Source organism: Pseudomonas sp. A125 (assembly GCF_055409485.1).
In genome coordinates this window covers 40,840-65,863 of record NZ_JBUZVP010000032.1, presented here as the reverse complement: position 1 = coordinate 65,863, position 25,024 = coordinate 40,840, and the positions used below count along the sequence as shown (strand labels likewise).

The window sequence follows — 25,024 nt, the reverse complement described above, 5'->3', positions numbered from 1 at the left end:
TAGGCTCGGTGTTCCCTCACTCCGGAATTGCTCCGCGGGCCGCCGCGACGGCCCGTCCCTGGCCCGTCGCGGCTAAACCGGCGTCCTGCCGGTTTACCCGCTCCTCAATCCCTGCGTTCGGCCTCGGGCTGAATGGGGCAGTCAGATCAAGATCAAGAGCAAGAGCACGGCGGCCTGAAAGCCGACCTGAGTGTTAAAAGCCAGATCAAAATCTGTAGGAGCTGGCTTGCCGGCGATGCAGGCAACTCGGCCTTTCAGACACCCCGCGGCGATGCCATCGCAGGCAAGCCAGCTCCTACATTTGAACCGTGCCGGCCTTTGATTTTGCTGTTGCTTTTAACACTCAAGCCGGCCTGTAGGCCGCTGTGCTGTTGATCTGCTTGTGATCTTGATCTTAGGCGCCCCGTCAACCACGCTGGCCGAACGCAGGCTTTGGAGCGTGGGTAACCCGGCAGGACGCCGGGTTAGCCGTCCTGGGCCAAGGATGGCCCATGACGGCGGCCCACGCTCCAAAGCCTGCGTGAGGGCACACCGAGCCTAAGCGAGGTGCCGAGTGGTGGGGCAAGAGCGTTTTGCTTACTTTTGCGCTTTTCAAAAGTGAGCCGCTGTAAGAGCGGAACCCATCCAAGCCATCACTCAAATAACGGATATGCCCCCCTTTCATCGCGCCCACCGAGGCTTACGCTTCTGCACAAAAGCCTGAGTCCCCTCAATCCCTTCCTCCCCACGAACCGCCTCGGCAAACCACTCAGCCGCCTGATCCAGCAACGGCCCCAAAGCCTGCTCACCACTAGCCAAGACCAGCGCCTTGGTCCGCGCATTAGCCCCCGGAGCACAGCGCAAAACCTGCCCCAATACCTCATCCACCCGCTCCGCCAAGGCCTGCGGATCGTGCTCCACAAAATGCACCAACCCCAAGCGCAACGCTTCAACTCCATCAAACCGCGCCGCCGTCAGCGCCAGGCGCCGTGCCTGAGTCAACCCGATGCGCTTCACCACAAACGGCGCAATCTGCGCTGGCAATAACCCAAGGCTCGTCTCGGGCATCCCAAACTGCGCCTGATGATCCGCAATCGCCACATCACTGACACACACCAACCCCAACCCACCGCCCAGCACTGCTCCCTGGAGCACCACAATCACCACCTGCGGCAGCGCCTCAACCTCCTGCAACAGTGTGCCAAACGCCCGATTCAGCGCCTGCAAGCCCCCGGTGGCACCGGCGCGGGCCATGTCTTTCACATCCCCGCCCGCCGAAAAATGCCCACCCGCGCCGCTGATAACCAACGCCCGTACGGTCTGGTCCGCAGCCACATCGGCCAGCACCGCGCGCAGTTCGTTGACCATCTCCAAACTCATGGCATTGCGGCTCTCGGGCCGATTGAGCGTCACATGCAACACCCCGTTATGCGGTTCCAGCAACACCGTATTCACGACTTTTTCCCCGGCAAGGTGCCCATCAATTTGCAGATAATCCCCAGCATGATCTCGTCCGCCCCACCGCCAATCGACACCAACCGCACATCGCGATAAGCCCGGGCCACCGGGTTGTCCCACATGAACCCCATGCCGCCCCAATATTGCAGGCAGCTGTCGCTGACCTCTCGCCCGAGGCGCCCGGCCTTGAGCTTGGCCATGGAGGCCAGGCGCGTCACGTCCTGGCCCTTGATGTACTGCTCGGTGGCCTGGTACACCAGCGCTCGCAGGCACTCGATTTCGGTGGACAGTTCGGCCAGGCGAAAGTGGATCACCTGGTTGTCGATCAACGCCTTGCCGAAGGTCTTGCGCTCCTTGCAGTACTCAATGGTGCTGTCGACGCAGTACTCCAGGCCCTTGACCATATTGGCCGCGCCAAACAGCCGCTCCTCCTGGAACTGCAGCATTTGCATCATGAACCCCGCGCCTTCATGGCCAATGCGGTTGCGCTGGGGGATGCGCACGTCGTCGAAAAACACCTGGGCGGTTTCCGAGCTGTGCATGCCGAGCTTTTCCAGGGGCGGGCTGACGCTGATGCCGGGGGTGGTCATTGGCAGCATGATCAGCGATTTGTTGATGTGCGGCTTGTCGTCCGAGGTGTTGGCCAGCAGGCAGATAAAGTCGGCGCTCGGGGAGTTGGTGATCCACATCTTGCTGCCGTTGATCACGTAGTCGGTGCCGTCTTTGCGGGCGTGGGTTTTCAACCCGGCCACGTCGGAACCGGCGCCGGTTTCCGAGACGCCGATGCAGCCCACCTGTTCGCCGCTGATGGCCGGGCGCAGGAATTCGTCGCGCAATTCATCGGAGCCGAAACGGGCCAGGGCCGGGGTGCACATGTCGGTCTGCACACCGATGGACATCGGGATGCCGCCGCAGCGAATGGTGCCGAACTCTTCGGCGGCGACGATGGAATAGCTGTAGTCGAGGCCCATGCCGCCGAATGTTTCCGGCTTGGAGATGCCCAGCAACCCGAGGTCGCCGGCCTTGCGGAAGATCTCGTGGATCGGGAAGCGCCCGGCTTTTTCCCACTCATCCACATGCGGGTTGATCTCGCGCTCGACAAAGCCCCGGACGGTGCGGCGCAGTGCTTCGTGTTCCTGGGTGAAGATCATTTTTATTGTTCTCCTTTAAGGGTTAAAACCGCGCAACACCAAAGCTGTTGGGCTGTAGTTGCCGCACTTGCGCCTCATGGCAGATGTCCAGCAAAAACCCGAGCAAGGTCCGAGTATCTCGTGGGTCAATCAGCCCGTCGTCCCAAAGGTTGGCGCTGCCATAGAGTGCGGTGGATTGGCTGTCGAGCTTCTGTGCGGTGACCTGTTCGAGCATATCGAGCACCTTGGGGTCCGGCACCAAACCGTCTTTCAACTGCTTGGCCTCGGTGACGATCCGCAGCACCTTGCCCGCCTGGGCACCGCCCATCACGGCGGTGCGGCTGTTGGGCCAGGCGAAGATAAAACGCGGGTCGAGGCCACGGCCGCACATCGCGTAGTTGCCGGCGCCGTAGGAGCCGCCGACGACGATGGTCAATTTCGGCACCCTGGCATTGGCCACTGCCTGGATCATCTTCGCGCCATGTTTGATCACGCCTTGTTGTTCCGACTCGGTGCCCACCATGAAACCCGTGGTGTTGTGGAAGAACAGCAGCGGCGTCTGGCTCTGGTCGCACAGCTGGATAAACTGCGCGGCCTTGCTCGCGCCCTTCGGCGTGATCGGCCCGTTGTTGCCGATAAAACCGCAGGCGCGGCCCTGGATATGCAGGTGGCCGCAGACGGTGTGCGGGTCGAACTCGCCCTTGAATTCGAGGAAGTTGGAAGCGTCCGCCAATCGCGCGAGGATTTCGCGCACGTCGTAGGGCTTTTTCGGGTCGGCGGGGATCAACCCCAACAGCTCTTCAATCGGGTACAGCGGCTCGGCAAAAGCACGTGGCTGAATAACCGGCAAGCGGTCATCCCACGGCAACAGGCTGACGATCTCGCGCACGATGCGCACGCCGTCAGCGTCGTTTTCCGCCAGGTATTCAGCAGTCCCGGCGGTTTGCGCGTGCATCTGGGCGCCACCGAGTTCTTCATCGGTGGCGACTTCGCCAGTGGCAGCCTTGAGCAGCGGCGGGCCCGCCAAAAACAACTTGGCCTTGCCACGCACCACCACCACATAATCCGAAAGCCCCGGCTGATACGCGCCGCCCGCCGTTGCCGAGCCATGCACCACGGTGATCTGCGGCAAGCCCATGGCCGACATTCGCGCCTGGTTGGCGAAGCTGCGTGCGCCTTCGACGAAAATCTCGGCGGCGTAGTTGAGGTTGGCGCCGCCGCTTTCCGCCAGCGTCACCACAGGCAGTTTGTTTTCCATGGCGATCTGTTGCAGGCGCAGGGATTTTTTCAGGCCCGAGGGCGAAATGGTGCCGCCCTTGATCGCGCTGTTATTGGCCACCACCAGCATGCGCACGCCGCTGACATAGCCGATGCCGGCGATCAGCCCGCCACCGGCTGCGCTGCCGTCCTTGTCGTCGTGCAATTTGTAGCCGGCCAGGCTTGCCAGTTCGAGGAACGGTGCGCCAGGGTCGAGCAGTAAATTGAGGCGTTCGCGTGGCAGCAGCTGCCCGCGTTTGTCGAACTTGGCCTTGGCTTCAGCCGCCTTGGCCAGCAGGTTTTGCTCCAGCTGGCGCAGTTGATGGACACCTGTGAGCATCGCTTCGCGGTTCTGCGCGAATTGCGGGCTGTGGGCGTCGAGTTGCGAGTCGATCACCGGCATGGCCTATTTCTCCTCCTTGAGCACATCCGGCAAGTACGCCCGGTGGAAACCATTAAAGGACACACTCGGCGGTTGCGCCTTGTGCAGTGGCCAGGCGCGGCTGCCGAGGCTGGCGGCGCCGTCGATGCGCAAGGTGCTGCCGCTGACGAACGCGGCGGCGGGGCTGAGCAAGAACACTATCGCCGCGCTGACTTCCGATTCGGTGCCGATGCGTTTGAGCGGTACATGCTCGCGCAGGGTCGGGATTACCGCCTTGAACGCGCCTTCGTAGGTGTCCATGCCGCTGGAGGCAATCCAGCCGGGCGCCACGGCGTTGACCCGTACCCCGGCGTAACCCCATTCGAACGCGGCGGTCTTGGTGAAGTTATCCATGCCCGAACGTGCCGCGCCCGAGTGGCCCATGCCCGGCATGCCGCCCCACATGTCGGCGAGCATGTTGACGATCGAGCCGCCGTGCTTGCTCATGCTCTGGTTGAACACTTCCCGAGCCATCAGGAAGCCGCCCACCAGGTTGGTGCGCAACACGGTTTCAAAGCCCTTCTGGTTGATCGACGCGAGCGGTGAGGGGTATTGGCCGCCGGCGTTGTTGACCAGGCCATGAACCGGGCCGTGCTCGTGAAGGAGCTGGCCTACCAGCGTCTTGACGGCCTCCTCATCCCGAATGTCGCAGGCCTGCCAACTGGCGCGGCCGCCGTCTTCGCTGATCTCTGCTGCGACCGTTTGCAGTTTTTCCGGTTTGCGTCCCACCAGAATCACATGGGCGCCGAGGGCCGCCAGCTCGTGGGCGGTGCAGCGGCCAATGCCACTGCCGCCGCCAGTCACAATGATGGTTTGCCCCTGGAACAAATCGGCTTTGAAGATCGAGTCGAAGGCCACGGCGAGGGTCCTTTAAGTGAGTTGATCGGCAATGTGTTGCGGCACGGCAATCGGGATTTCCAGCAGTTGCTGGGCAAAGGCTTTGCCTTGTGGGTCGATGCGCAGGCTGGCGATCCCGCCGCCGCCCAAGGCGTTTTCCAGCAGGAAGTTCAGGCTGTGGCTGCCGGGCAAGTACCAGCGCTCGACACGACCGTGAATCGGGTCGAGCACGTGGCTCATCCAGTCGACGATCACTTCAGGCGTCAGCGCTTCGGCGATCCACGGCAGGTACTCGGGCTCGCGGGCGACCACGCCGATGTTGCTGTGGTTGCCCTTGTCGCCGGAGCGGGCCACGGCCAGCTTGACCAGCGGCACGTTGGCGTCGGCGCGGCCTTGAGGTTTGGGCGGGTCGATCAATGCAATTGAAGTGTTCAGCGGCTCGGCGACAGGAAGTTCGCAGGCATGCCGCTCGCCAAGAAAGTCGACCTGCAGTTCACAGGCGCTTTTATCGATCAGGAATGAAAACAGCCGAATCAGCGGATACACCGTGGGCCGCCCGCCAACGATGCCGGTAAGCCCCGGCGCCATGCCGGTCGCCGCCTGGGCGATCTCCCGGGCGAACAGCACCAGTGCCTGCTTGCTCGGGTGACGTACCGCCAGTTTCACCACCACTTCGCGGCAGTCCTGGCGTTGGGCGTGAGGGCCGTAGGTGGCTTCGCTGCCCAGCAGTTCGATGTTGACGTCGGTGTAGGGCGCCCAGCCGTGCTGGCTGAACAGCTCTGAGGTCTTGTTGATGATCGCCTGGCTGACCCGCTCGGCCTTGGCCACCGCGTCGATCCCGGCGATCAGGCAACTGGCGGTGCAGCGAAAGCCGTCCGGGTAGGTGGCGCTGACTTTGTATTGATCGGTAGGCGGCAAGCCTTTGGCGCCGTGCAGGTGAACGCGGTTTTTGCCTTGTTGCCGGAGCTTGACCTGGCTGAAGTCGCAGATTACATCGGGCAACAGGTAGGCACGCGGGTCGCCGATCTCATACAGCAGTTGTTCGGCGACGCTCAGTTCGTTGATCAACCCGCCGGTGCCGTCGACTTTACTGACGGTGAACTGGCCATCGGCGCTGACCTCCACAATCGGGAATCCGATGTGTTCGTAGTCTGGCACCTCCCGCCAATCGGTGAAGTTGCCGCCGGTGCACTGCGCGCCACATTCGATGATATGCCCGGCCAATGCAGCCTGGGCCAGGCGGTCGTAATCCTGCCAGGACCAGTCGAATTCATGCACCAGTGCCGCGCTGACCACCGCGCTGTCCACCACCCGGCCAGTGATGACGATATCGGCCCCCAGCTTCAGCGCCTGCACGATGCCCGGTGCGCCGAGGTAAGCATTGGTCGATATGCACATCGCCGGCAGCGGCGCGCCGCTGAACATGTCGGTGACGCCGTGCAACTGTTTGAACTGCGGTTGCAGGTCATCCCCCAGCAGCACGGCGATTTTCAAGGGGATTTGAGCCTGGTCGCAGGCTGCCTGCAACGCGGCGGCGCAGGCTTGGGGGTTGATGCCGCCGGCATTGCTGATCACGCGGATGCGCTGGCGCTGGATATCGGCCAGCAGCGGCTTCAGCACTTCGACGAAATCCGAGGCATAGCCGGCCTGGGGATCTTTCAACCGCGCCCCGGCGAGGATCGACATTGTCACTTCCGCCAGGTAGTCGAACACCAGGTAATCCAGCGCGCCGCCGTGTACCAACTGCGCAGCGGCGGTGCAGGTGTCGCCCCAGAAAGCGCTGGCGCAGCCGATGCGTACCGTCTTGTTCATGGGGTGTCCTTCCTCTTGTTTGCTGGTTTGAGACTACCAAGCAAGCGCTTGGTTTGTAAACGCTGGTCACAACTTTGTCCCAAGCGCTTGCTTGGTTGGCTGCCACGGCCTAAATTGCCGCCCAAGACGTAACCAGAAGTTAAGGAGAGCAGCATGGATGAGCAAAAAGCCCTGCGGGTGATGCACACCATGGTAGACGCCGGGCAACTGACTGACCCCGACAGTGCCCGTGGCAAGCTGCTGCAAACCGCGGCCCACCTGTTTCGCAACAAGGGTTTTGAGCGCACCACCGTGCGTGACCTGGCCGGCGCGGTAGGGATCCAGTCCGGCAGTATCTTCCATCACTTCAAGAGCAAGGACGAAATCCTGCGGGCGGTGATGGAGGAAACCATCCACTACAACACCGCCTTGATGCGCGCTTCGCTGGCCGAGGCGAGCAACGTGCGCGAGCGGGTGCTGGCGCTGATTCGTTGCGAATTGCAATCGATCATGGGTGGCAGCGGCGAGGCGATGGCGGTGCTGGTGTATGAATGGCGTTCGCTGTCGGCCGAGGGGCAGGCTCAAGTACTGGCCTTGCGCGATGTGTACGAAGACATCTGGCTGCAGGTGCTGGGAGAGGCCAAAAATGCCGGTTACATCAAGGGCGATGTGTTTGTCACCCGGCGTTTTTTGACCGGCGCCTTGTCCTGGACCACTACCTGGTTTCGCGCCCAGGGCAGCATGACCCTGGAGCAACTGGCCGACGAAGCCTTGCTGATGGTTTTGAAAGCTGACTGACCCTTTGGCGCAAGCTATTAATTGTGCGGCAGAAAGTTGTCTCGATAGACAAAAACGCCTAGTTTAGGGGATCAAAGTTTTCGACGGTGTGTGCCTTGATGTTTTCGCCTTGGCGATTGGCTGCAGGACTCTCAATATTGGCGCTTGGCGCACTGTGGCTGATGCCGGCTTCGGCCGCCCAACTGGTGAGGATTGGTGCCGCGCATTTTCCGCCCTACACCGTGCGCCCGGAGCAGGGCGCCGACACCGGTTTGCTGCCGCAACTGGTGGAAGCCTTGAACGCGCTGCAAACCGATTACCAGTTTGTGCTGGTGCCCACCTCGATTCCCCGGCGTTTTCGTGATTTTGAGCAGGGCCGGGTTGATATGGCGATCTTCGAAAACCCGAACTGGGGCTGGCAGGACATTCCTCATACGGCGGTCGACATGGGCCTGGAAGACGCCGAGATCTTCGTTGCCCAGCGTGAGCCTGGCCGCGGCCAGTCGTACTTCACCGATTTGGCCGGCAAACGCCTGGCGGTGTTCAGCGGTTATCACTATGCATTCGCCCACTTCAACCCCGACCCCAAGTACTTGGCGGAGCACTTCAACGCCACCTTGACCTATTCCCATGACAGCAACCTGCTGATGGTTGCCCGGGGCCGTGCCGATATCGCCTTGGTGACGCGCTCCTACCTCAGCGATTTCCTGGTGCGCAACGCCGACACGGCGGGGCAGTTCCTGGTGTCTGAGCGGATTGACCAGGTGTATCACCACTTTGCATTGTTGCGGCCCAAGGCGCCCATCAGCGGGCCGGCATTTTCGGGGTTGCTCAAGCAACTGCGCGATAATGGCCAGTTGCTGAAGATCTTCGAGCCTTACCGCATCGATGTGATGCCGGTGCCGTGATCGTCTAAATTTTTGCGCTTGGCTCACGTCACTTGTTGAACTGTCGACGATTCGTGAGCACATCCCATGTCCAATCTGAATGACCTTTCTGTCTTGCCCTTGCCGGCGGGGCCGGCCCTTGACGCTGATGAAACTGACAGCCGCCTGAGCCTCACCCTTGAGGGCCAGCCGCTGATTCGCTTGCGCCTTGAGCGTGGTGACGAGTTGCTGGTGCATTTGCAGGCGCCGGGCAGTGTGCCGGCTGTGCGTGCGGTGTGGGCGGCCTGTTATTGGCTGTTTGCCAGGGAGCCTGGGCGCCAGCGGCTGGTCTGGTGCCTTGAGCATGCGCCGGAAGATGCCTTGCGCAGCGGGTTGCTGGTGGCGACCGCAGTTGCCGGGCAGTTTTATTGTGAGCGCACGTTGTTTTGGCAATTGCCGCAGCCGTGGTTGGGGCAGTCTCTGAGTGGCGCTTATCCGCAGCAGATGATGATCAGTGGTGGCAAGCGTCATCCCTCGCGTGCGCCGAAGCCTCGGGGTGAGGTGTATCGACGGTTTGATGCGCGGTTGGGGGCGTGGGTTTCATTGCGAACGGTGGAGATTGATGTTGACCTGGCGCGGTTTAATCGTTGGCAGAACAGTGCGCGGGTGGCGAGTTTCTGGCAGGAAAGTGGCAGCCTGGAGCAGCATCGGGAGTATCTGGACAAGCTGGAAGCGGACCCGCATGCGTTGACGTTGATCGGCTGTTTTGATGATGAGCCGTTTGCTTATTTCGAGGCGTATTGGGCGAAGGAGGATCGGATTGCGCCGTTCTATGACGCGGCGGATTACGATCGCGGGATTCATATGTTGGTGGGGGAAGAGCATCACCGGGGGCCGCATAAGGTTGCGAGTTGGCTGTCGGCGTTGGTGCATTATCTGTTTCTTGATGATCCGCGTACGCAGCGTGTGGTGGCTGAACCTCGGGCGGATAACGGGAAGATGATTGGGTATATGCAGAATCAGTGTTTCCACTGTGAGAAGGAGTTTGATTTTCCGCATAAGCGGGCGGCGTTGATGATCCTGGGGCGGGAGCGGTTTTTTGAGCGGTGTGGGTTGGTTTGATCGGGTACATATCCGTTATTCGGGTAACGGCTACTTAGGGTTCCGCTCTTACAGCGGGTCACTTTTGAAAAGCGCAAAAGTAACCAAAACGCTCTGCCCCGCCTGTCGGCGCCTCGCTGTGGCTCGGCGTTCCCTCACTCCGGAATTGCTCCGCGGGCCGCCGCGACGGCCCGTCCCTGGCCCGTCGCGGCTAAACCGGCGTCCTGCCGGTTTACCCGCTCCTCAATCCCTGCGTTCGGCCTCGGGCTGAATGGGGCAGTCAGATCAAGATCAAAAGCAAGAGCACGGCGGCCTGAAAGCCGACCTGAGTGTTAAAAGCCAGATCAAGATCTGTAGGAGCTGGCTTGCCGGCGATGCAGGCGACTCGGTTTCTCAGACACCCAGCGGCGATGCCATCGCCGGCAAGCCAGCTCCTACATTTGAACCGTGCCTGCTTTAGCTTTTGATCTGGCTTTTAACACTCAAGCCGGCCTGTAGGCCGCTGTGTTCTTGATCTGCTTGTGATCTTGATCTTAGGCGCCCCGTCAACCACGCTGGCCGAACGCAGGTATTACGGAGCGGGTAAACCGGCAGGACGCCGGTTTAGCCGCGACGGGCCAGGGACGGGCCGTCGCGGCGGCCCGCGGAGTAATGCCGGAGTGAGGGCACACCGAGCCTAAGCGAGGTGCCGAGTGGTGGGGCAAGAGCCTTTTGGTTACTTTTGGGCTCCTTTCAAAAGTGACCCGCCGTAAGGGCGGAACCCATCTAAGCCATCACCCAAATACCGGATACACACCCAACCGCAAAAACACTCAAACCCGCCGCGCAAACGTGTCGCTATGAGTTCCGGACACCTTGCGACAATGCACCAACGCATCCCGAATCATAAAATTCACAAGCGTCGGCGAAACCCCCAGCTCCTTGGCAATATCCTTCTGCGGCACCCCATGCAACCGGTACATCTCAAACGCATAACGCGTGCGCTGAGGCAGCTCGGTCAGCGCATCAGCGATGTTCTCCAACGTCGAAAAATTGATGTGCGAAGTCTCAGGTGAAGCACCATGAATAACCACATTCAAGCCTTCCTCTTCAGTGCCGGAATACTTCAATTCCAGCGCCTGCTTGCGGTAGTGATCAATCGCCAGGTTACGCACGATCTGGAACAAATAACTCAGCTGCGCCTTGAACGACGACGTTATGGTCGGTGCCGATTGCAAGCGGAAGTAGGCGTCCTGCACCACGTCTTCGGCGCGGGATCGGCAGCCGGTGATACGCGCCGCGATCTTGACCAGGATCAGTCGGTTATCGACGAAAGCCTGGAGTAGGGGTGAGTCGCACCTGCCTGTGGATACTTGTTCCGTCATGGAATTCACCTTGTTGCAAGAGAAGGTTGGGGGAGGGCGTCCTTGCTGAGGCCTCCTACACATCGGGCAACAAATTATGCTTAATGATAATGATTGTCAAATGAGAAGACGAACTAATCTTATGCATTATCCAGTGATGTGAACCGTGTCTCGCTGACTAATTATTTCCAGGTGTCATCCGTTCTCAAGGATGAAAGGCCAGTTAACAAACCGGCCAAGGATCAGCGCCTGGAGGAGGACAAAATGGGGTTTTATCGTGTAAGCGGGAGTGGTCTGAAATGAACACACCGGCTCGATTACGCCTGTTTTGCCTGCCTTATTCCGGCGCCAGCGCCATGGTCTACAGCCGCTGGCGGCGCGTGCTGCCCGAGTGGTTGCAAGTGCGGCCACTGGAGCTGCCGGGGCGCGGCGTGCGCATGGATGAGCCACTGCAGCGCGACATCAAGGCATTGGCCGGGCAATTGGCCGATGAGATCAGTGCCGAGCTAAATGGCCCCTACGCGCTGTTCGGCCACAGCCTCGGCGGCCTGCTGGCGTTCGAGCTGGCCCATGCCCTGCGTGAGCGGGGTGTACCGCAACCATTGGCGCTGTTCGCCTCGGGCACCGCCGGCCCGGCCCGTCGCGATGTGAGCGAATACGCCATCGAGAAAAACGACGAGCAACTGATCGCCCGCCTGCGCGAACTCAAGGGCACCGGCGAAGACGCGCTGGCCAATGCCGAACTGATGCAGTTGATGCTGCCGATCCTGCGGGCCGACTTCCTCCTGTGCGGCAGTTTCGAGTACGGCGAGCGTGAGCCACTGAGCCTGCCGATCCACGTATTCGGCGGCAAGCAGGACACGGTGCGCGCCGATCAACTGCTGGACTGGCAGCAAGACACCGCCAGCGGTTTTTCCCTCGATATGTTCGACGGTCACCACTTCTTCCTGGTGCAGCACGAGAGTTCTGTACTGCGCTGTGTGCGGCGCTATGCCGACGAACACCTGGCCCGCTGGCGCAATGGCGCAGCACGGCAGATGGCCCGGGCGACCGGCTGAACAAGCCCCGGCCACACATTCCCCGATTTCCCCGTAAGCCGATTTCAGGCAGGAACCCCATGATGGACGCCTTCGAACTTCCCCGCACCCTGGTCCAGTCCCTTCAACGCCGTGCCGAGCAAACCCCCGATCAACTGGCGTTGCGCTTCCTCGCCGAAACGGCCGGGCAGAACGTGGTCCTCAGTTACCGTGACCTCGACCTGCGCGCCCGCACCATCGCCGCCGCCTTGCAGGCCAACGCCGACCTGGGCGACCGCGCGGTACTGTTGTTTCCCAGCGGGCCGGATTATGTCGCGGCGTTTTTTGGTTGCCTGTATGCCGGGGTCATCGCGGTGCCGGCGTACCCGCCGGAGTCCACCCGCCGTCATCACCAGGAGCGGCTGCTGTCGATCATCGCAGACGCCGAGCCCCGGTTGCTGCTGACCACTTCCAGCCTCGGTGATTCGCTGGCACAGCTGGACGCCGCGCCACCATTACTGTGTGTTGACCAGCTAAGTGCGGGCATCGCCACCGACTGGATGGCGCCGAACCTGGCGGACGATGACATCGCCTTCCTGCAATACACCTCCGGTTCCACCGCATTGCCCAAGGGTGTGCAAGTCACCCACGGCAACCTGGTGGCCAACGAGTTGCTGATCCGCCGAGGCTTTGGTATCGACCTGAACCCCGACGACGTGATTGTCAGCTGGTTGCCGCTGTACCACGACATGGGCTTGATCGGCGGCCTGCTGCAACCGATCTTCAGCGGTGTGCCGTGCGTGCTGATGTCGCCGGCGTACTTCCTCGGTCGGCCACTGCGCTGGCTGGAAGCGATCAGCGAATACGGCGGCACCATCAGTGGTGGGCCGGACTTTGCCTACCGCCTGTGCAGCGAGCGGGTCAGCGAGTCGGCACTCGGGCGCCTGGATTTGAGCCAGTGGCGCGTGGCGTATTCAGGTTCCGAGCCGATCCGTCTCGACACCCTGGAACGCTTCGCCGAGAAGTTCGCCGCCTGCGGTTTTACCCCGAACAATTTCTTCGCGTCCTATGGCTTGGCCGAGGCCACGTTGTTTGTTGCCGGCGGCTCCCGTGGCAACGGCATCCCGGCCCTGCGCCTGGACGAACACGCCTTGGCCGCCAACCGCGCCGAGTCCGGGCAGGGTGTTGCGATCATGAGTTGCGGCACCAGCCAGCCTGAACACGCGGTGCTGATTGCCGACCCCGCCACCCTGGCGACGCTTCCCGACAATGCCGTGGGTGAAATCTGGGCCGCCGGCCCGAGCATCGCCCAGGGTTACTGGCGCAACCCTGAGGCCACCGCCAAGACGTTCGTCCAGCACCAAGGCCGGACCTGGCTGCGTACCGGCGACCTGGGGTTTATTCGCGAAGGTGAAGTGTTCATCACCGGCCGCCTGAAAGACCTGCTGATTGTGCGGGGCCACAACCTGTATCCCCAGGACATCGAGCAAGCCATCGAGCGTGAAGTGGAAGTGGTGCGCAAGGGCCGGGTCGCGGCGTTCGCGGTAAATGACAACGGCCTGGAAGGCATCGGCATTGCCGCTGAAATCAGCCGCAGCGTACAGAAAATCCTGCCGCCCGAAGCGCTGATCAAGGCGATTCGCCAAGCGGTGGCCGAAGCCTGCCAGGAAGCCCCGAGCGTGGTGGTGTTGCTCAATCCCGGTGGCTTGCCGAAAACTTCCAGCGGCAAGGTGCAGCGTTCGGCCTGCCGCACGCGCCTGGCAGATGGCAGCCTCGACAGTTATGCGCAGTTCCCCGGCGCGCAAGCACAGGTCGGCGATACGGCCCTGGAATCGGAACTGCAATGCCGGATTGCCGCGATCTGGTGCGAGCAATTGCAGGTGGCGCAGGTCGCGGCCGACGATCACTTTTTCCTGCTGGGCGGCAACTCCATCAGCGCCACTCAGGTGGTCGCTCGCTTGCGGGAAACCCTCGGCCTGGAGCTGAACCTGCGCCTGTTGTTTGAAGCGCCAACCCTGGCCGCCTTCGCCGCCAGCGTCGCGCAATTGCAGCAGGACGGCGGCGTTGCCCAAGGCGCGATTCATGCCCTGTCGCGCCAGGAAGACTTGCCGCAATCCCTGGCACAAAACCGCCTGTGGATCACCTGGCAACTCGACCCGCACAGCAGCGCCTACACCATCCCCGGCGCCCTGCGTTTGCGCGGTGAGCTGGATGAAGACGCAGTGCGCTCAAGCTTCCAGCAACTGGTCCAGCGGCATGAAGCCCTGCGCACGCGTTTTTTTGAACGCGATGGCCAAGCTTTCCAGCGGGTCGATGCCAAGGCTGATTTCGAGCTGCAAGTCATCGACCTTAGCCACCTGCCTGCCGCCGAACGTGAAGCCCGCGCGAACCAGATCCGCGAAGACGCAGCCCGCACCCCGTTCGACCTGGAGAAAGGCCCGCTGCTATGGGTGACGTTGGTACGCCTGGATGACGAAGATCACCAACTGCTGGTGACGATGCACCACATCATCGCGGACGGCTGGTCGCTTACCGTATTGATCGAAGAATTCTCCCGCCTGTACGCCGCCGCGTCCCAGGGCCAAACCCTGGCGCTGCCGGCCCTGGCCCTGCAATACGCCGACTACGGCAGTTGGCAGCGCCAGTGGCTGGCCGAAGGCGAGGCCCAGCGGCAACTGGCTTACTGGAAAGCACAACTGGGCGACGAACACCCAACCCTGAGCCTGGCCACCGATCACCCGCGTTCGGCGCATCACGTACGCAGTGCTTCACGCTATAGCGTGCGCGTCAGCGCGAGCCTCAGCGAGGCCATTCGCAAGACCGCCCAAACTCACGAAGCCACGTCGTTCATGCTGTTGCTGGCGGCGTTCCAGAGCCTGCTCTATCGCTACAGCGGCCAGCGCGATATACGCATCGGCGTGCCCAACGCCAACCGTGCGCGCCAGGAAACCCAAGGCCTGATCGGCTTTTTTATCAACACCCTCGTATTGCGCGCCGAACTGGATGCACACCTGCCATTCGCCGATTTGCTCGCGGCAACGCGAACTGCGGCGCTGGGCGCCCAGGCCCATCAAGACTTGCCGTTCGAGCAACTCCTGGAAGCCTTCCCCCACGCCCGCGAGCAAGGCTTGTTCCAGGTGATGTTCAACCACCAGCAACGTGACCTCGGCGCGTTGCGCCGCCTGCCGGGCCTGCTCGCCGACGAGTTGCCATGGCACAGTCGCGAAGCCAAGTTCGACCTGCAACTGCACAGCGAAGAAGACCGCAACGGCCGCTTGAGCCTGTCGTTCGACTACGCCGACGAACTGTTCGAAACTGTAACGGTGGAGCGGCTGGCCGAGCATTTCATCAACCTGCTGCAAGCCGTCTGCGAACAACCGCAGCAGGCCATCGGCGACGTGAAACTGCTACGCGCCGACGAACGCACCCAACAAGGTCAGTGGGGCGCCGCGCCGTGCACACCGGCGCAGCACTGGCTGCCGGAACAACTCAACCAACAGGTCTCTGACCGCACCGCACTGGTGTGGCAGGACGCCAGCCTGACCTTCGCCCAGTTGCACACCCAGGCCAACCGCCTGGCCCACTACCTGCGGGACAAGGGCGTCGGCCCGGACGTGTGCGTAGCGATCGCCGCCGAGCGTTCGCCGCAACTGCTGATCGGCCTGCTGGCGATCATCAAGGCCGGCGGCGCCTACGTGCCGCTGGACCCGGATTACCCGGCCGAACGCCTGGCCTACATGCTCAAGGACAGTGGCGTGCAACTGCTGCTGACCCAGACCTCGCTGCTGGAACAATTGCCCACGGCGCAAGGCGTGTGCGTCATCGCCATGGACAGCCTCAAGCTCGACAGCTGGCCGACTCACGCACCGGGCCTGCACCTGAACGGCGACAACCTCGCCTACGTGATCTACACCTCCGGCACCACCGGCCAACCCAAGGGCGTGGGCAACACCCATGCCGCGTTGGCCGAGCGTTTGCAGTGGATGCAAGCCACCTACACGCTGGATGAAACCGACGTACTGATGCAAAAGGCACCTATCAGTTTTGACGTGTCGGTGTGGGAGTGCTTCTGGCCGTTGATCACCGGTTGCCGTCTTGTATTGGCGGGCCCGGGTGAGCATCGCGATCCGCATCGTATTGCCCAACTGGTGCAGGAACATGGCGTGACCACGCTGCACTTTGTGCCGCCGCTGTTGCGCCTGTTTGTCGATGAACCTTTGGCCGCCGAATGCACCAGCCTGCGTCGTCTGTTCTGCGGCGGTGAGGCGCTGCCGGCCGAGTTGCGCAACCGGGTGCTGGCGCAGTTGCCGGCGGTGCAATTGCACAACCGTTATGGCCCGACCGAAACCGCGATCAACGTGACGCACTGGCATTGCCAGGCGCAAGACGGCGAGCGTTCGCCGATTGGCCGACCATTGGGCAATGTGGTTTGCCGGGTGCTGGACGATCAGTTCAATCTGCTGCCGGCGGGTGTGCCGGGGGAATTGTGCATCGGCGGTATCGGTTTGGCGCGTGGTTACCTTGGCCGCGCCGGGCTGACTGCCGAACGGTTTGTCGCCGACCCGTTGGGCGAGGCGGGCACACGCCTGTATCGCACGGGTGATCGGGTGCGCTGGGGCGCCGACGGTGTGCTGGAATACCTCGGGCGCCTGGATCAGCAGGTAAAACTGCGGGGCTTTCGCGTCGAGCCGGAAGAAATCGAAGCCCGTCTATTGGCCCTCGATGGCATCGCCCAAGCGGTGGTGCTGGTGCGCGAAACCGCTGCCGGTGCGCAGTTGATCGGTTACTACACCGCCAACCAACCGCTGAACGAACAGGAGGTAAAAACCGCCCTGGCCGCCGAGTTGCCGGAGTACATGGTCCCGGCGCAACTGATGCGCCTGGACGCAATGCCCCTGAGCCCCAGCGGCAAACTCGACCGTCGCGCCTTGCCGGAGCCGGTGTGGCTGGTGCGTGAACACGTCGAACCTGAAACAGCGCTGGAGCAGCAAATCGCCGCGATCTGGCGCGAAGTCCTGGTTCTGCCACGCATTGGCCTGCGCGACGACTTCTTCGCCCTTGGCGGCCATTCGCTGCTGGCCACCCAAATCATTTCCCGCACCCGCCAGGCCTGCGACGTCGAGCTGGCGTTGCGCACGCTGTTCGACACCAGCGAATTGGGTGCTTTCGCCGAGCAGGTCCGCCTGGCCCAGGCCATGGGCCAACGCAACCAACAACTGGCCATCGGCAAGGTCGACCGCAGCCAGCCGGTGCCGCTGTCCTATTCCCAGCAGCGCATGTGGTTCCTCTGGCAGATGGAGCCGGACAGCCCGGCGTATAACGTCGGCGGCATGGCGCGACTGCGCGGGGTGTTGGACGTGGGGCGTTTCGAGGCGGCATTGCAGGCCTTGATCATGCGCCACGAAACCCTGCGCACCACCTTCCCGAGCATCAACGGCGTGGCGCAGCAGAAGGTTGCGGCGCAAACCGGCTTGCGTATGGAGTGGCAGGATTACTCGGCGCTCAATGAAGCCGAGCGCCAGTTGCGTGTGCAGCAACTGGCCGACCATGAGGCCCACACACCGTTTGACCTGGAGACCGGCCCACTGCTGCGCGCCTGCCTGGTCAAGGCCGGCGAACAGGAGCATTACCTGGTGCTGACCCTGCACCATATCGTCACCGAAGGCTGGGCCATGGACATCTTTGCCCGTGAACTCAGCGCGCTGTACGAAGCGTTCATCGACGACCGAGAATCGCCACTGGCGCCGCTGCCGGTGCAATACCTCGACTACAGCGTATGGCAGCGCCAGTGGCTGGAGTCCGGCGAACGCCAGCGCCAACTGGATTACTGGACCGCGCAGCTGGGCACCGAACACCCGCTGCTGGAACTGCCGGGCGACCGTCCGCGGCCGCCGGTGCAAAGTCACCAGGGCGAGCTGTACCGTTTTGATTTGAGCGACGACCTTGCTGCCCGCGTGCGTGCCTTCAACGCCGAGCGCGGCCTGACCCTGTTCATGACCATGACCGCCACCCTCGCGGTATTGCTCTACCGCTACAGCGGCCAGACCGACCTGCGCATCGGCGCGCCGGTGGCCAACCGCATTCGCCCGGAAAGTGAAGGGCTGATCGGCGCGTTCCTCAACACCCAGGTGCTGCGTTGCCAGCTCAACGGGCAGATGAGCGTCGGTGAATTGTTCGACCAGGTTCGCCACACTGTGATCGAAGGCCAGTCCCATCAGGACCTGCCGTTCGACCATCTGGTGGAAGCCCTGCAACCACCACGCAGTGCGGCGTACAACCCATTGTTCCAGGTGATGTGCAACGTGCAGCGCTGGGAATTCCAGCAGAGCCGCACGCTGGCCGGGATGACCGTCGAGTACCTGGCCAACGATGCACGCGCCACCAAGTTCGACCTCAACCTGGAAGTCACCGACCTCGACCATCGCCTGGGTTGCTGCCTGACCTACAGCACCGACCTGTTTGACGAGCCGCGTATTGCCCGCATGGCTGCGCACTGGAAAAACCTGCTGGAAGCCTTGCTCGCCGATCCGCAACAGCGCCTGAGTGAGTTGCCGTTGCTGGAGGCTGGCGAGCAGCGCGCCCTGCAACACAGCCTGGGCATTGAAGCCGGCGAGCACCGTCTCGACCAGTGCATTCATCACCTGTTCAGCGAGCAAGCCCTGGCCCGCCCCGATGCACCAGCGTTGACCTTTGCCGGGCAGACCCTGAGCTACAGCGAACTCGACGGCCGTGCCAATCGCCTGGCCTGGATGCTGCGTGAGCGCGGCGTGGGCCCGCAGGTGCGGGTTGGCCTGGCGCTGCCACGTTCGCTGGAAATGGTCGTTGGCCTGCTGGCGATCCTCAAGGCCGGCGGTGCCTATGTGCCGCTGGACCCGGAATACCCGCTGGACCGCCTGCACTACATGATTGAAGACAGCGGCATCGGCCTGTTGCTCAGCGATGCGGCGATGTTCGACGCGCTGGGCGAGCTGCCCGCCAGTGTCGGCCGCTGGTGCCTGGAAGATGACCTGCCGACCCTGGCCGAGTACCCAGCCGGCGAGTTGCCTTTTATCAGCCTGCCACAGCACCAGGCGTACTTGATCTACACCTCAGGTTCCACCGGCAAGCCCAAGGGCGTGGTGGTGTCCCACGGTGAGATCGCCATGCATTGCAAGGCGGTGATCGAACGCTTCGGCATGCGCCCGGATGACTGCGAGCTGCACTTCTATTCCATCAATTTCGACGCCGCCACCGAGCGTTTGCTGGTGCCGCTGCTCACCGGCGCCCAGGTGGTGTTGCGTGCCCAGGGCCAATGGGATGCGGAAGAAATCTGCGGGCTGATTCGTCAGCACCGCATCAATATCCTTGGCTTCACACCAAGCTACGGTAGCCAGTTGGCGCAATGGCTGGCCACGCAAAACCAGACGTTGGCGGTGCGCATGTGCATCACCGGCGGTGAAGCCCTGACCGGCGAACACTTGCAGCGCATTCGCGCCGCGTTCAAGCCGGCGCTGTTTTTCAACGCCTATGGCCCGACTGAAACGGTGGTGATGCCGCTGGCCAGCCTGGCCCCGGACACACTGGAAGAGGGCGCCGGCAGCGTGCCGATCGGCAGCATCATCGGCGCGCGTGTGGCCTACATTCTTGACGCGGACCTGGCCCTGGTGCCGCAAGGCGCGACTGGCGAGCTGTACATCGGCGGTGCCGGCCTGGCCCAGGGTTATCACCAGCGTCCGGGCATGACCGCGGAGCGGTTTGTCGCCGACCCGTTTGCCACGAACGGCGGTCGCTTGTATCGCACCGGCGACCTGGTGCGCCAGCGTGCCGATGGCCTGGTGGAATACCTCGGTCGCATCGACCATCAAGTGAAGATTCGCGGTTTCCGCATCGAGCTGGGGGAAATCGAAACCTGCCTGCTGGAACACGCAGCGGTGCGGGAAGCGGTGGTGTTGGCGCTGGACTCACCGAGCGGCAAACAGTTGGTCGCCTATCTGGTCAGCGACCACGAGCAGGGCGCGTTGCGTGAATCCCTCAAGGCGCATCTGAAAGCGCAACTGCCGGACTACATGGTGCCTGCGCACCTGATCGTCCTCGACAGCATGCCGCTGACCGCCAACGGAAAACTTGACCGCCGCGCCTTGCCGCAACCGGACCCTGAGGCGAATCGTCAGCAGTACGTGGCCCCGCGTAACGAGCTGGAGCAAACCCTGGCAGCCATCTGGTGTGCGGTGCTGAACGTGCAACAGGTTGGCCTCGACGATAACTTCTTCGAGCTGGGCGGCGACTCGATCCTGTCGATCCAGGTGGTCAGCCGGGCGCGGCAGGCGGGGATTCATTTCAGCCCGCGTGACCTTTTCCAGCACCAGACGGTGCAAACCCTGGCTGCCGTGGCGACCCGCACCGAGCAGGTCATCGCCGAACAGGGCGTGTTGAGCGGCGCGTCCGGGCTGACACCGATCCAGCACTGGTTCTTCGACACCGACATCCCGGAGCGCCAACACTGGAACCAGGCATTGCTGCTGGAGCCGGCTCAACCGCTAGAGGCTCATCGCCTGGAGCAGGCGCTGCTGGCCGTGCTGGAGCACCACGATGCCCTGCGCCTGAGCTTTACCCAGCGCGACGCCCAATGGCACGCCGAACACCTGGCGGTGCCGAAAGGCGGCCTGCTGTTGCAAGCCCAGGTGGCGGACATGGCGCAGTGCAGCGCGCTGTTCACCGACACCCAGCGCAGCCTCAACCTTGCCCATGGCCCGCTGTTGCGCGCCCTGCTGGTAGACGGCCCGCAAGGCCAGCGCCGACTGCTTATCGCAGTCCATCACCTGGTGGTGGACGGGGTTTCCTGGCGGGTATTGCTGGAAGATTTGCAGACCGTGTACCGCCAATTGAGCGACGGCCAACCCGTCAGCCTGCCGGCCAAGACCAGCGCCTTGCGCGACTGGGCGGCGCGCTTGCAGGCGTATGCCGGCAGCGAGTCCCTGCGTGAAGAACTGCACGTGTGGCAGCAGCAGTTGGCCGGGCCCGCCGTTGAGTTGCCAGTGGACCGCCCGCAAGGTTCGCTGCGCAATCGCGACGCCGATACCGTCAGCGTGCGCCTGGATGCCGAGCGCACGCGCCAGTTGTTGCAGCAGGCGCCGAGCGCCTACCGCACCCAGGTCAACGATTTGCTGCTGACGGCCCTGGCCCGTGTGCTGTGCCGTTGGAGTGGCCATGAATCCGCATTGATCCAGCTGGAAGGCCACGGCCGCGAACCGCTATTCGACGAGATCGACCTGACCCGCAGCGTGGGCTGGTTCACCAGCGCCTACCCGTTGCGCCTGACCCCGCTGCACATCGAAGACGCCGCCGGGCAGGGTGCCTCGATCAAGGCGATCAAGGAGCAGCTGCGCGGCGTGCCCCACAAAGGATTGGGTTACGGCGTGCTGCGCTACCTGGCCGACGGCTTGTGCCGCCAGACCATGGCCGCGTTGCCGACGGCCAGTATCACCTTCAACTACCTCGGCCAGTTCGACCAGAGTTTTGGCGCTGACGCGCTGTTCCACCCGCTGGACGAATTCGCCGGGATCGCCCATGACCCGGACGCACCGTTGCCCAACGAACTGAGTGTCGACAGCCAGGTGTATGGCGGTGAACTGGTGCTGCGCTGGACCTTCAGCCGCGAGCGTCACCACAGCCACACCATCGCGGAACTGGCAGACGCATACCTGGCGGAACTGCAAAGCCTGATCGAGCATTGCCTCAAGCCAGGCGCGGGTGGCCTCACGCCGTCGGACTTCCCGCTGGCGCACCTCACGCAAGGGCAACTGGACGCGCTGCCGGTGCCGGCCAATGCCATCGAAGACGTGTACCCATTGACCCCGATGCAGGAAGGCTTGCTGCTGCACACCCTGCTGGAACCGGGCACGGGCCTCTACTACATGCAGGACCGTTACCGCATCAACAGCGCCCTGGACCCGGAGCGGTTCGCCCAGGCCTGGCAGGCGGTGATCGCCCGTCATGAAGCCTTGCGCGCCTCGTTCTGCTGGAACGTCGGCGAAGACATGTTGCAGGTTATCCACAAGCCTGGCAGCACGCCGATCGAGTACCTCGACTGGAGCCAGGAGCCGGAAAGCGAGCAGGAACCGCGTCTGCAAGCGCTGCTGAAAAGCGAGCGTGAAGCCGGCTTCGATCTGCTCAACCAGGCGCCGTTCCACCTGCGGCTGATCCGCGTGGGCGAGGCGCGTTACTGGTTCATGATGAGCAACCACCACATTTTGATCGATGCGTGGTGCCGCTCGCTGCTGATGAACGACTTCTTCGACATCTACATGGCCCTCGGCGAAGGCCGCGAGGCGCAACTGTCGACACCACCGCGCTACCGCGACTATATCGCCTGGCTGCAACGCCAGAATCTCGCCGAGGCGCGCCAGTGGTGGCAGCAGAACCTGCACGGGTTCGAGCGCACCACGCCGATCCCGAGCGACCGGCCGTTCCTGCGCGAACATGCCGGCCACAGCGGCGGCATGGTGGTGGGCGACTGCTACACCCGCCTCGATGTGCGCGACGGCGCGCAATTGCGCGAGCTGGCCCAGGCTCATCAATTGACGGTGAACACCTTCGCCCAGGCGGCGTGGGCCCTGGTGCTGCGGCGCGTGAGTGGTGAGCGCGACGTGCTGTTCGGCGTCACCGTGGCCGGGCGCCCGGTAGAAATGCCCGAGATGCAGCGCACGGTCGGGCTGTTTATCAACAGTATCGCGTTGCGGGTGAAGCTGCCCGAAGACGATCAACCGTGCAGCGTGCGCCAATGGTTGAGCGGCCTGCTCGACAGCAATATGCAACTGCGCGAGTACGAGTACCTGCCGCTGGTGACGATCCAGGAACACAGCGAACTGCCCAAGGGCCAGCCGCTGTTCGACAGCCTGTTCGTGTTCGAAAACGCCCCGGTGGAAGTCTCGGTGCTGGACCGTGCGCAAAGCCTGAACGCCACCTCGGATTCCGGGCGGACCCACACCAACTTCCCGCTGACGGCCGTGTGTTATCCGGGGGATGACCTGGGCTTGCACCTGTCCTACGACCAACGTTATTTCGATGAAACCACGGTGCAGGGCATGCTCGGTGAGTTCAAGCGTTTGCTGCTGGCGCTGGTGCAGGGCTTCCATGGCGACATGGCCGACTTGCCGCTGATTGGCGAGCAGGAGCGTGAATTCCTGGTGGACGGCTGCAACCAGAGCGAGCATGCGTATCCGCTGGGGCGCAGTTACGTCGAGCTGTTCGAAACGCAGGTGGCACAGCATCCACAACGGGTTGCCGCCAGTTGCCTGGATCAGCAATGGAGCTATGCCGAACTGAACCGGCGCAGCAACCGCCTGGGGCATGCGCTGATTGCGGCGGGTGTCGGGCTGGATCAGCCGGTGGCCTTGCTGGCCGAGCGTAATCTGGATTTGCTGGGCATGATCATCGGCAGCTTCAAGGCCGGTGCGGGTTACTTGCCGCTGGATCCGGGGCTGCCGAGCCAGCGCCTGAGCCGGATCATCGACCTCAGCCGTACGCCGTTGCTGGTGTGCACCGAGGCTTGTCGGGAACAGGCGGATCTGTTGCTGGAACAGTTCGCCTGTGGCTCGCGGCCGAAGTTACTGGTGTGGGAGGAACTGGTCGGCTCAGAGGAAAACCTCGGGGTCTACAGCGCGCCGGACAACCTCGCCTATGTGATCTACACCTCGGGTTCCACCGGCCTGCCCAAAGGCGTGATGGTCGAACAGCGCGGCATGCTCAATAACCAATTGAGCAAGGTGCCGTACCTGAACCTGAGCCAGGACGATGTGATCGCCCAGACCGCCTCGCAGAGTTTTGATATCTCGGTGTGGCAGTTCCTCGCGGCGCCGCTGTTCGGGGCGCGGGTGGACATTGTGCCGAACGCCATTGCCCATGATCCGCAAGGCTTGCTGGCGCACGTCCAGGCCCAGGGTATTACTGTGTTGGAAAGCGTTCCGTCGCTGATTCAGGGCATGCTCGCCCAGGACCGCATGAGCCTGGATGGCTTGCGCTGGATGCTGCCGACCGGCGAGGCGATGCCGCCGGAGTTGGCGCATCAGTGGTTGCTGCGTTATCCGGAAATTGGCCTGGTTAACGCGTATGGCCCGGCGGAATGCTCGGATGACGTGGCGTTCTTCCGCGTCGACCTGGCGTCGACCTGTAGTACCTACCTGCCGATTGGCACGCCGACCGACAACAACCGGTTGTACCTGCTGGATGGTGCGTTGGAGTTGGTGCCTCAAGGTGCGGTCGGCGAGTTGTGCGTGGCCGGGACCGGTGTGGGTCGTGGTTATGTCAGCGACCCGCTGCGCACGGCGCAAGCGTTTCTGCCGAATCCATTTGGTGCGGACCGGTTGTATCGAACAGGGGATTTGGCCCGCCGTCGCAGTGATGGGGTGTTGGAATATGTCGGGCGCATCGACCATCAGGTGAAGATTCGCGGTTATCGGATCGAGCTGGGTGAAATCGAAGCGCGCCTGCATGAGCAACCGCAAGTGCGGGATGCGGCGGTAGGTGTGCAAGAGGGCGCCAACGGCAAGCACCTGGTGGGTTACCTGGTGGCGGCGGATGCGCAGCTCAATCCCGGCGAGCGCCTTGATCGCATCAAGCAACGCCTGCGGGCCGAGCTGCCGGAGTACATGGTGCCGTCGCATTGGTTGTGGCTGGACCGGTTGCCGCTGAACGCCAACGGCAAGCTGGACCGCAAGGCCTTGCCGGCGCTGGAGATTGGGCAGTTGCACCGCCAGGATTATCTGGCGCCGCGCAATGAGCTGGAGCAGACGTTGGCCGGGATCTGGGCCGAGGTGCTGAAAGTGGAGCGGGTGGGTGTGCAGGACAACTTCTTTGAGCTGGGCGGGCATTCGTTGCTGGCTACGCAGATTGCTTCACGGGTGCAGAAGACGTTGCAGCGGGATGTGCCGTTGCGGGCGATGTTCGAGTGCGGCACGGTGGAGGAGTTGGCGGGGTATATCGACGGGCTTGCGGCGAATGAGATCAGCGCCGAGAAGGTGGATCGGTTGAGTGATTTGATGGCGGAGCTGGAGGGTTTTTAACTCGGATC

General features: G+C 62.8%; 11 protein-coding genes. 5 read left to right on the top strand and 6 right to left on the bottom strand.

Annotated elements, in window-relative coordinates:
• Nucleotides 1-660 precede the first annotated feature (660 nt).
• Genes ACZRN6_RS30585 through ACZRN6_RS30565 form a run of 5 tightly spaced genes read right to left on the bottom strand, consistent with a single transcriptional unit; the run spans nucleotide 661 to nucleotide 6,894 of the window.
• Nucleotides 661-1,434 carry an enoyl-CoA hydratase/isomerase family protein gene (locus ACZRN6_RS30585; protein ID WP_464009584.1) on the bottom strand — a complete coding sequence of 258 codons (774 nt, stop codon included), beginning with the start codon at nucleotides 1,432-1,434 and terminating at the stop codon, nucleotides 661-663.
• Entirely contained in the window at nucleotides 1,431-2,588 is a 1,158-nt protein-coding gene (atuD, locus tag ACZRN6_RS30580; protein WP_322146319.1) for a citronellyl-CoA dehydrogenase, read from the bottom strand. The genes ACZRN6_RS30585 and atuD overlap by 4 nt, the downstream gene beginning before the upstream one ends.
• A gap of 22 nt (nucleotides 2,589-2,610) precedes the next feature.
• Complete coding sequence (atuC, locus tag ACZRN6_RS30575) at nucleotides 2,611-4,227, bottom strand: geranyl-CoA carboxylase subunit beta (protein WP_464009583.1); 1,617 nt, start codon at nucleotides 4,225-4,227, stop codon at nucleotides 2,611-2,613.
• A 3-nt stretch (nucleotides 4,228-4,230) separates the two neighbouring features.
• Nucleotides 4,231-5,103, bottom strand: a complete 873-nt coding sequence (locus ACZRN6_RS30570; protein WP_322146317.1) for an SDR family oxidoreductase — start codon at nucleotides 5,101-5,103, stop codon at nucleotides 4,231-4,233.
• A 12-nt stretch (nucleotides 5,104-5,115) separates the two neighbouring features.
• Nucleotides 5,116-6,894 (bottom strand): acyclic terpene utilization AtuA family protein, encoded by a 1,779-nt coding sequence (locus ACZRN6_RS30565; RefSeq protein ID WP_464009582.1) that lies wholly within the window; start codon nucleotides 6,892-6,894, stop codon nucleotides 5,116-5,118.
• 153 nt (nucleotides 6,895-7,047) lie between these two features.
• Between ACZRN6_RS30565 and ACZRN6_RS30560 the strand changes: the two genes are divergently transcribed.
• From ACZRN6_RS30560 to ACZRN6_RS30550, 3 genes are all read left to right on the top strand, one after another.
• Complete coding sequence (locus ACZRN6_RS30560) at nucleotides 7,048-7,671, top strand: TetR/AcrR family transcriptional regulator (RefSeq protein ID WP_322146315.1); 624 nt, start codon at nucleotides 7,048-7,050, stop codon at nucleotides 7,669-7,671.
• A 98-nt stretch (nucleotides 7,672-7,769) separates the two neighbouring features.
• Entirely contained in the window at nucleotides 7,770-8,558 is a 789-nt protein-coding gene (locus ACZRN6_RS30555; protein WP_464009581.1) for a substrate-binding periplasmic protein, read from the top strand.
• Nucleotides 8,559-8,624: 66 nt separating this feature from the next.
• Complete coding sequence (locus tag ACZRN6_RS30550; RefSeq protein ID WP_464009580.1) at nucleotides 8,625-9,638, top strand: GNAT family N-acetyltransferase; 1,014 nt, start codon at nucleotides 8,625-8,627, stop codon at nucleotides 9,636-9,638.
• Nucleotides 9,639-10,429: 791 nt separating this feature from the next.
• On the opposite strand, the gene ACZRN6_RS30545 is transcribed toward ACZRN6_RS30550, so the two are convergent.
• The gene (locus tag ACZRN6_RS30545; RefSeq protein WP_076953019.1) at nucleotides 10,430-10,981 is read right to left on the bottom strand and encodes an RNA polymerase factor sigma-70; all 552 of its coding nucleotides are present in this window, start codon (nucleotides 10,979-10,981) and stop codon (nucleotides 10,430-10,432) included.
• Between the two features lie 278 nt (nucleotides 10,982-11,259).
• On the opposite strand from ACZRN6_RS30545, the gene ACZRN6_RS30540 reads away from it, so the two are divergent.
• Nucleotides 11,260-12,018 carry a thioesterase II family protein gene (locus ACZRN6_RS30540; RefSeq protein WP_322146312.1) on the top strand — a complete coding sequence of 253 codons (759 nt, stop codon included), beginning with the start codon at nucleotides 11,260-11,262 and terminating at the stop codon, nucleotides 12,016-12,018.
• Nucleotides 12,019-12,077: 59 nt separating this feature from the next.
• Entirely contained in the window at nucleotides 12,078-25,016 is a 12,939-nt protein-coding gene (locus tag ACZRN6_RS30535) for a non-ribosomal peptide synthetase (RefSeq protein WP_464009579.1), read from the top strand.
• Nucleotides 25,017-25,024: the final 8 nt, after the last annotated feature.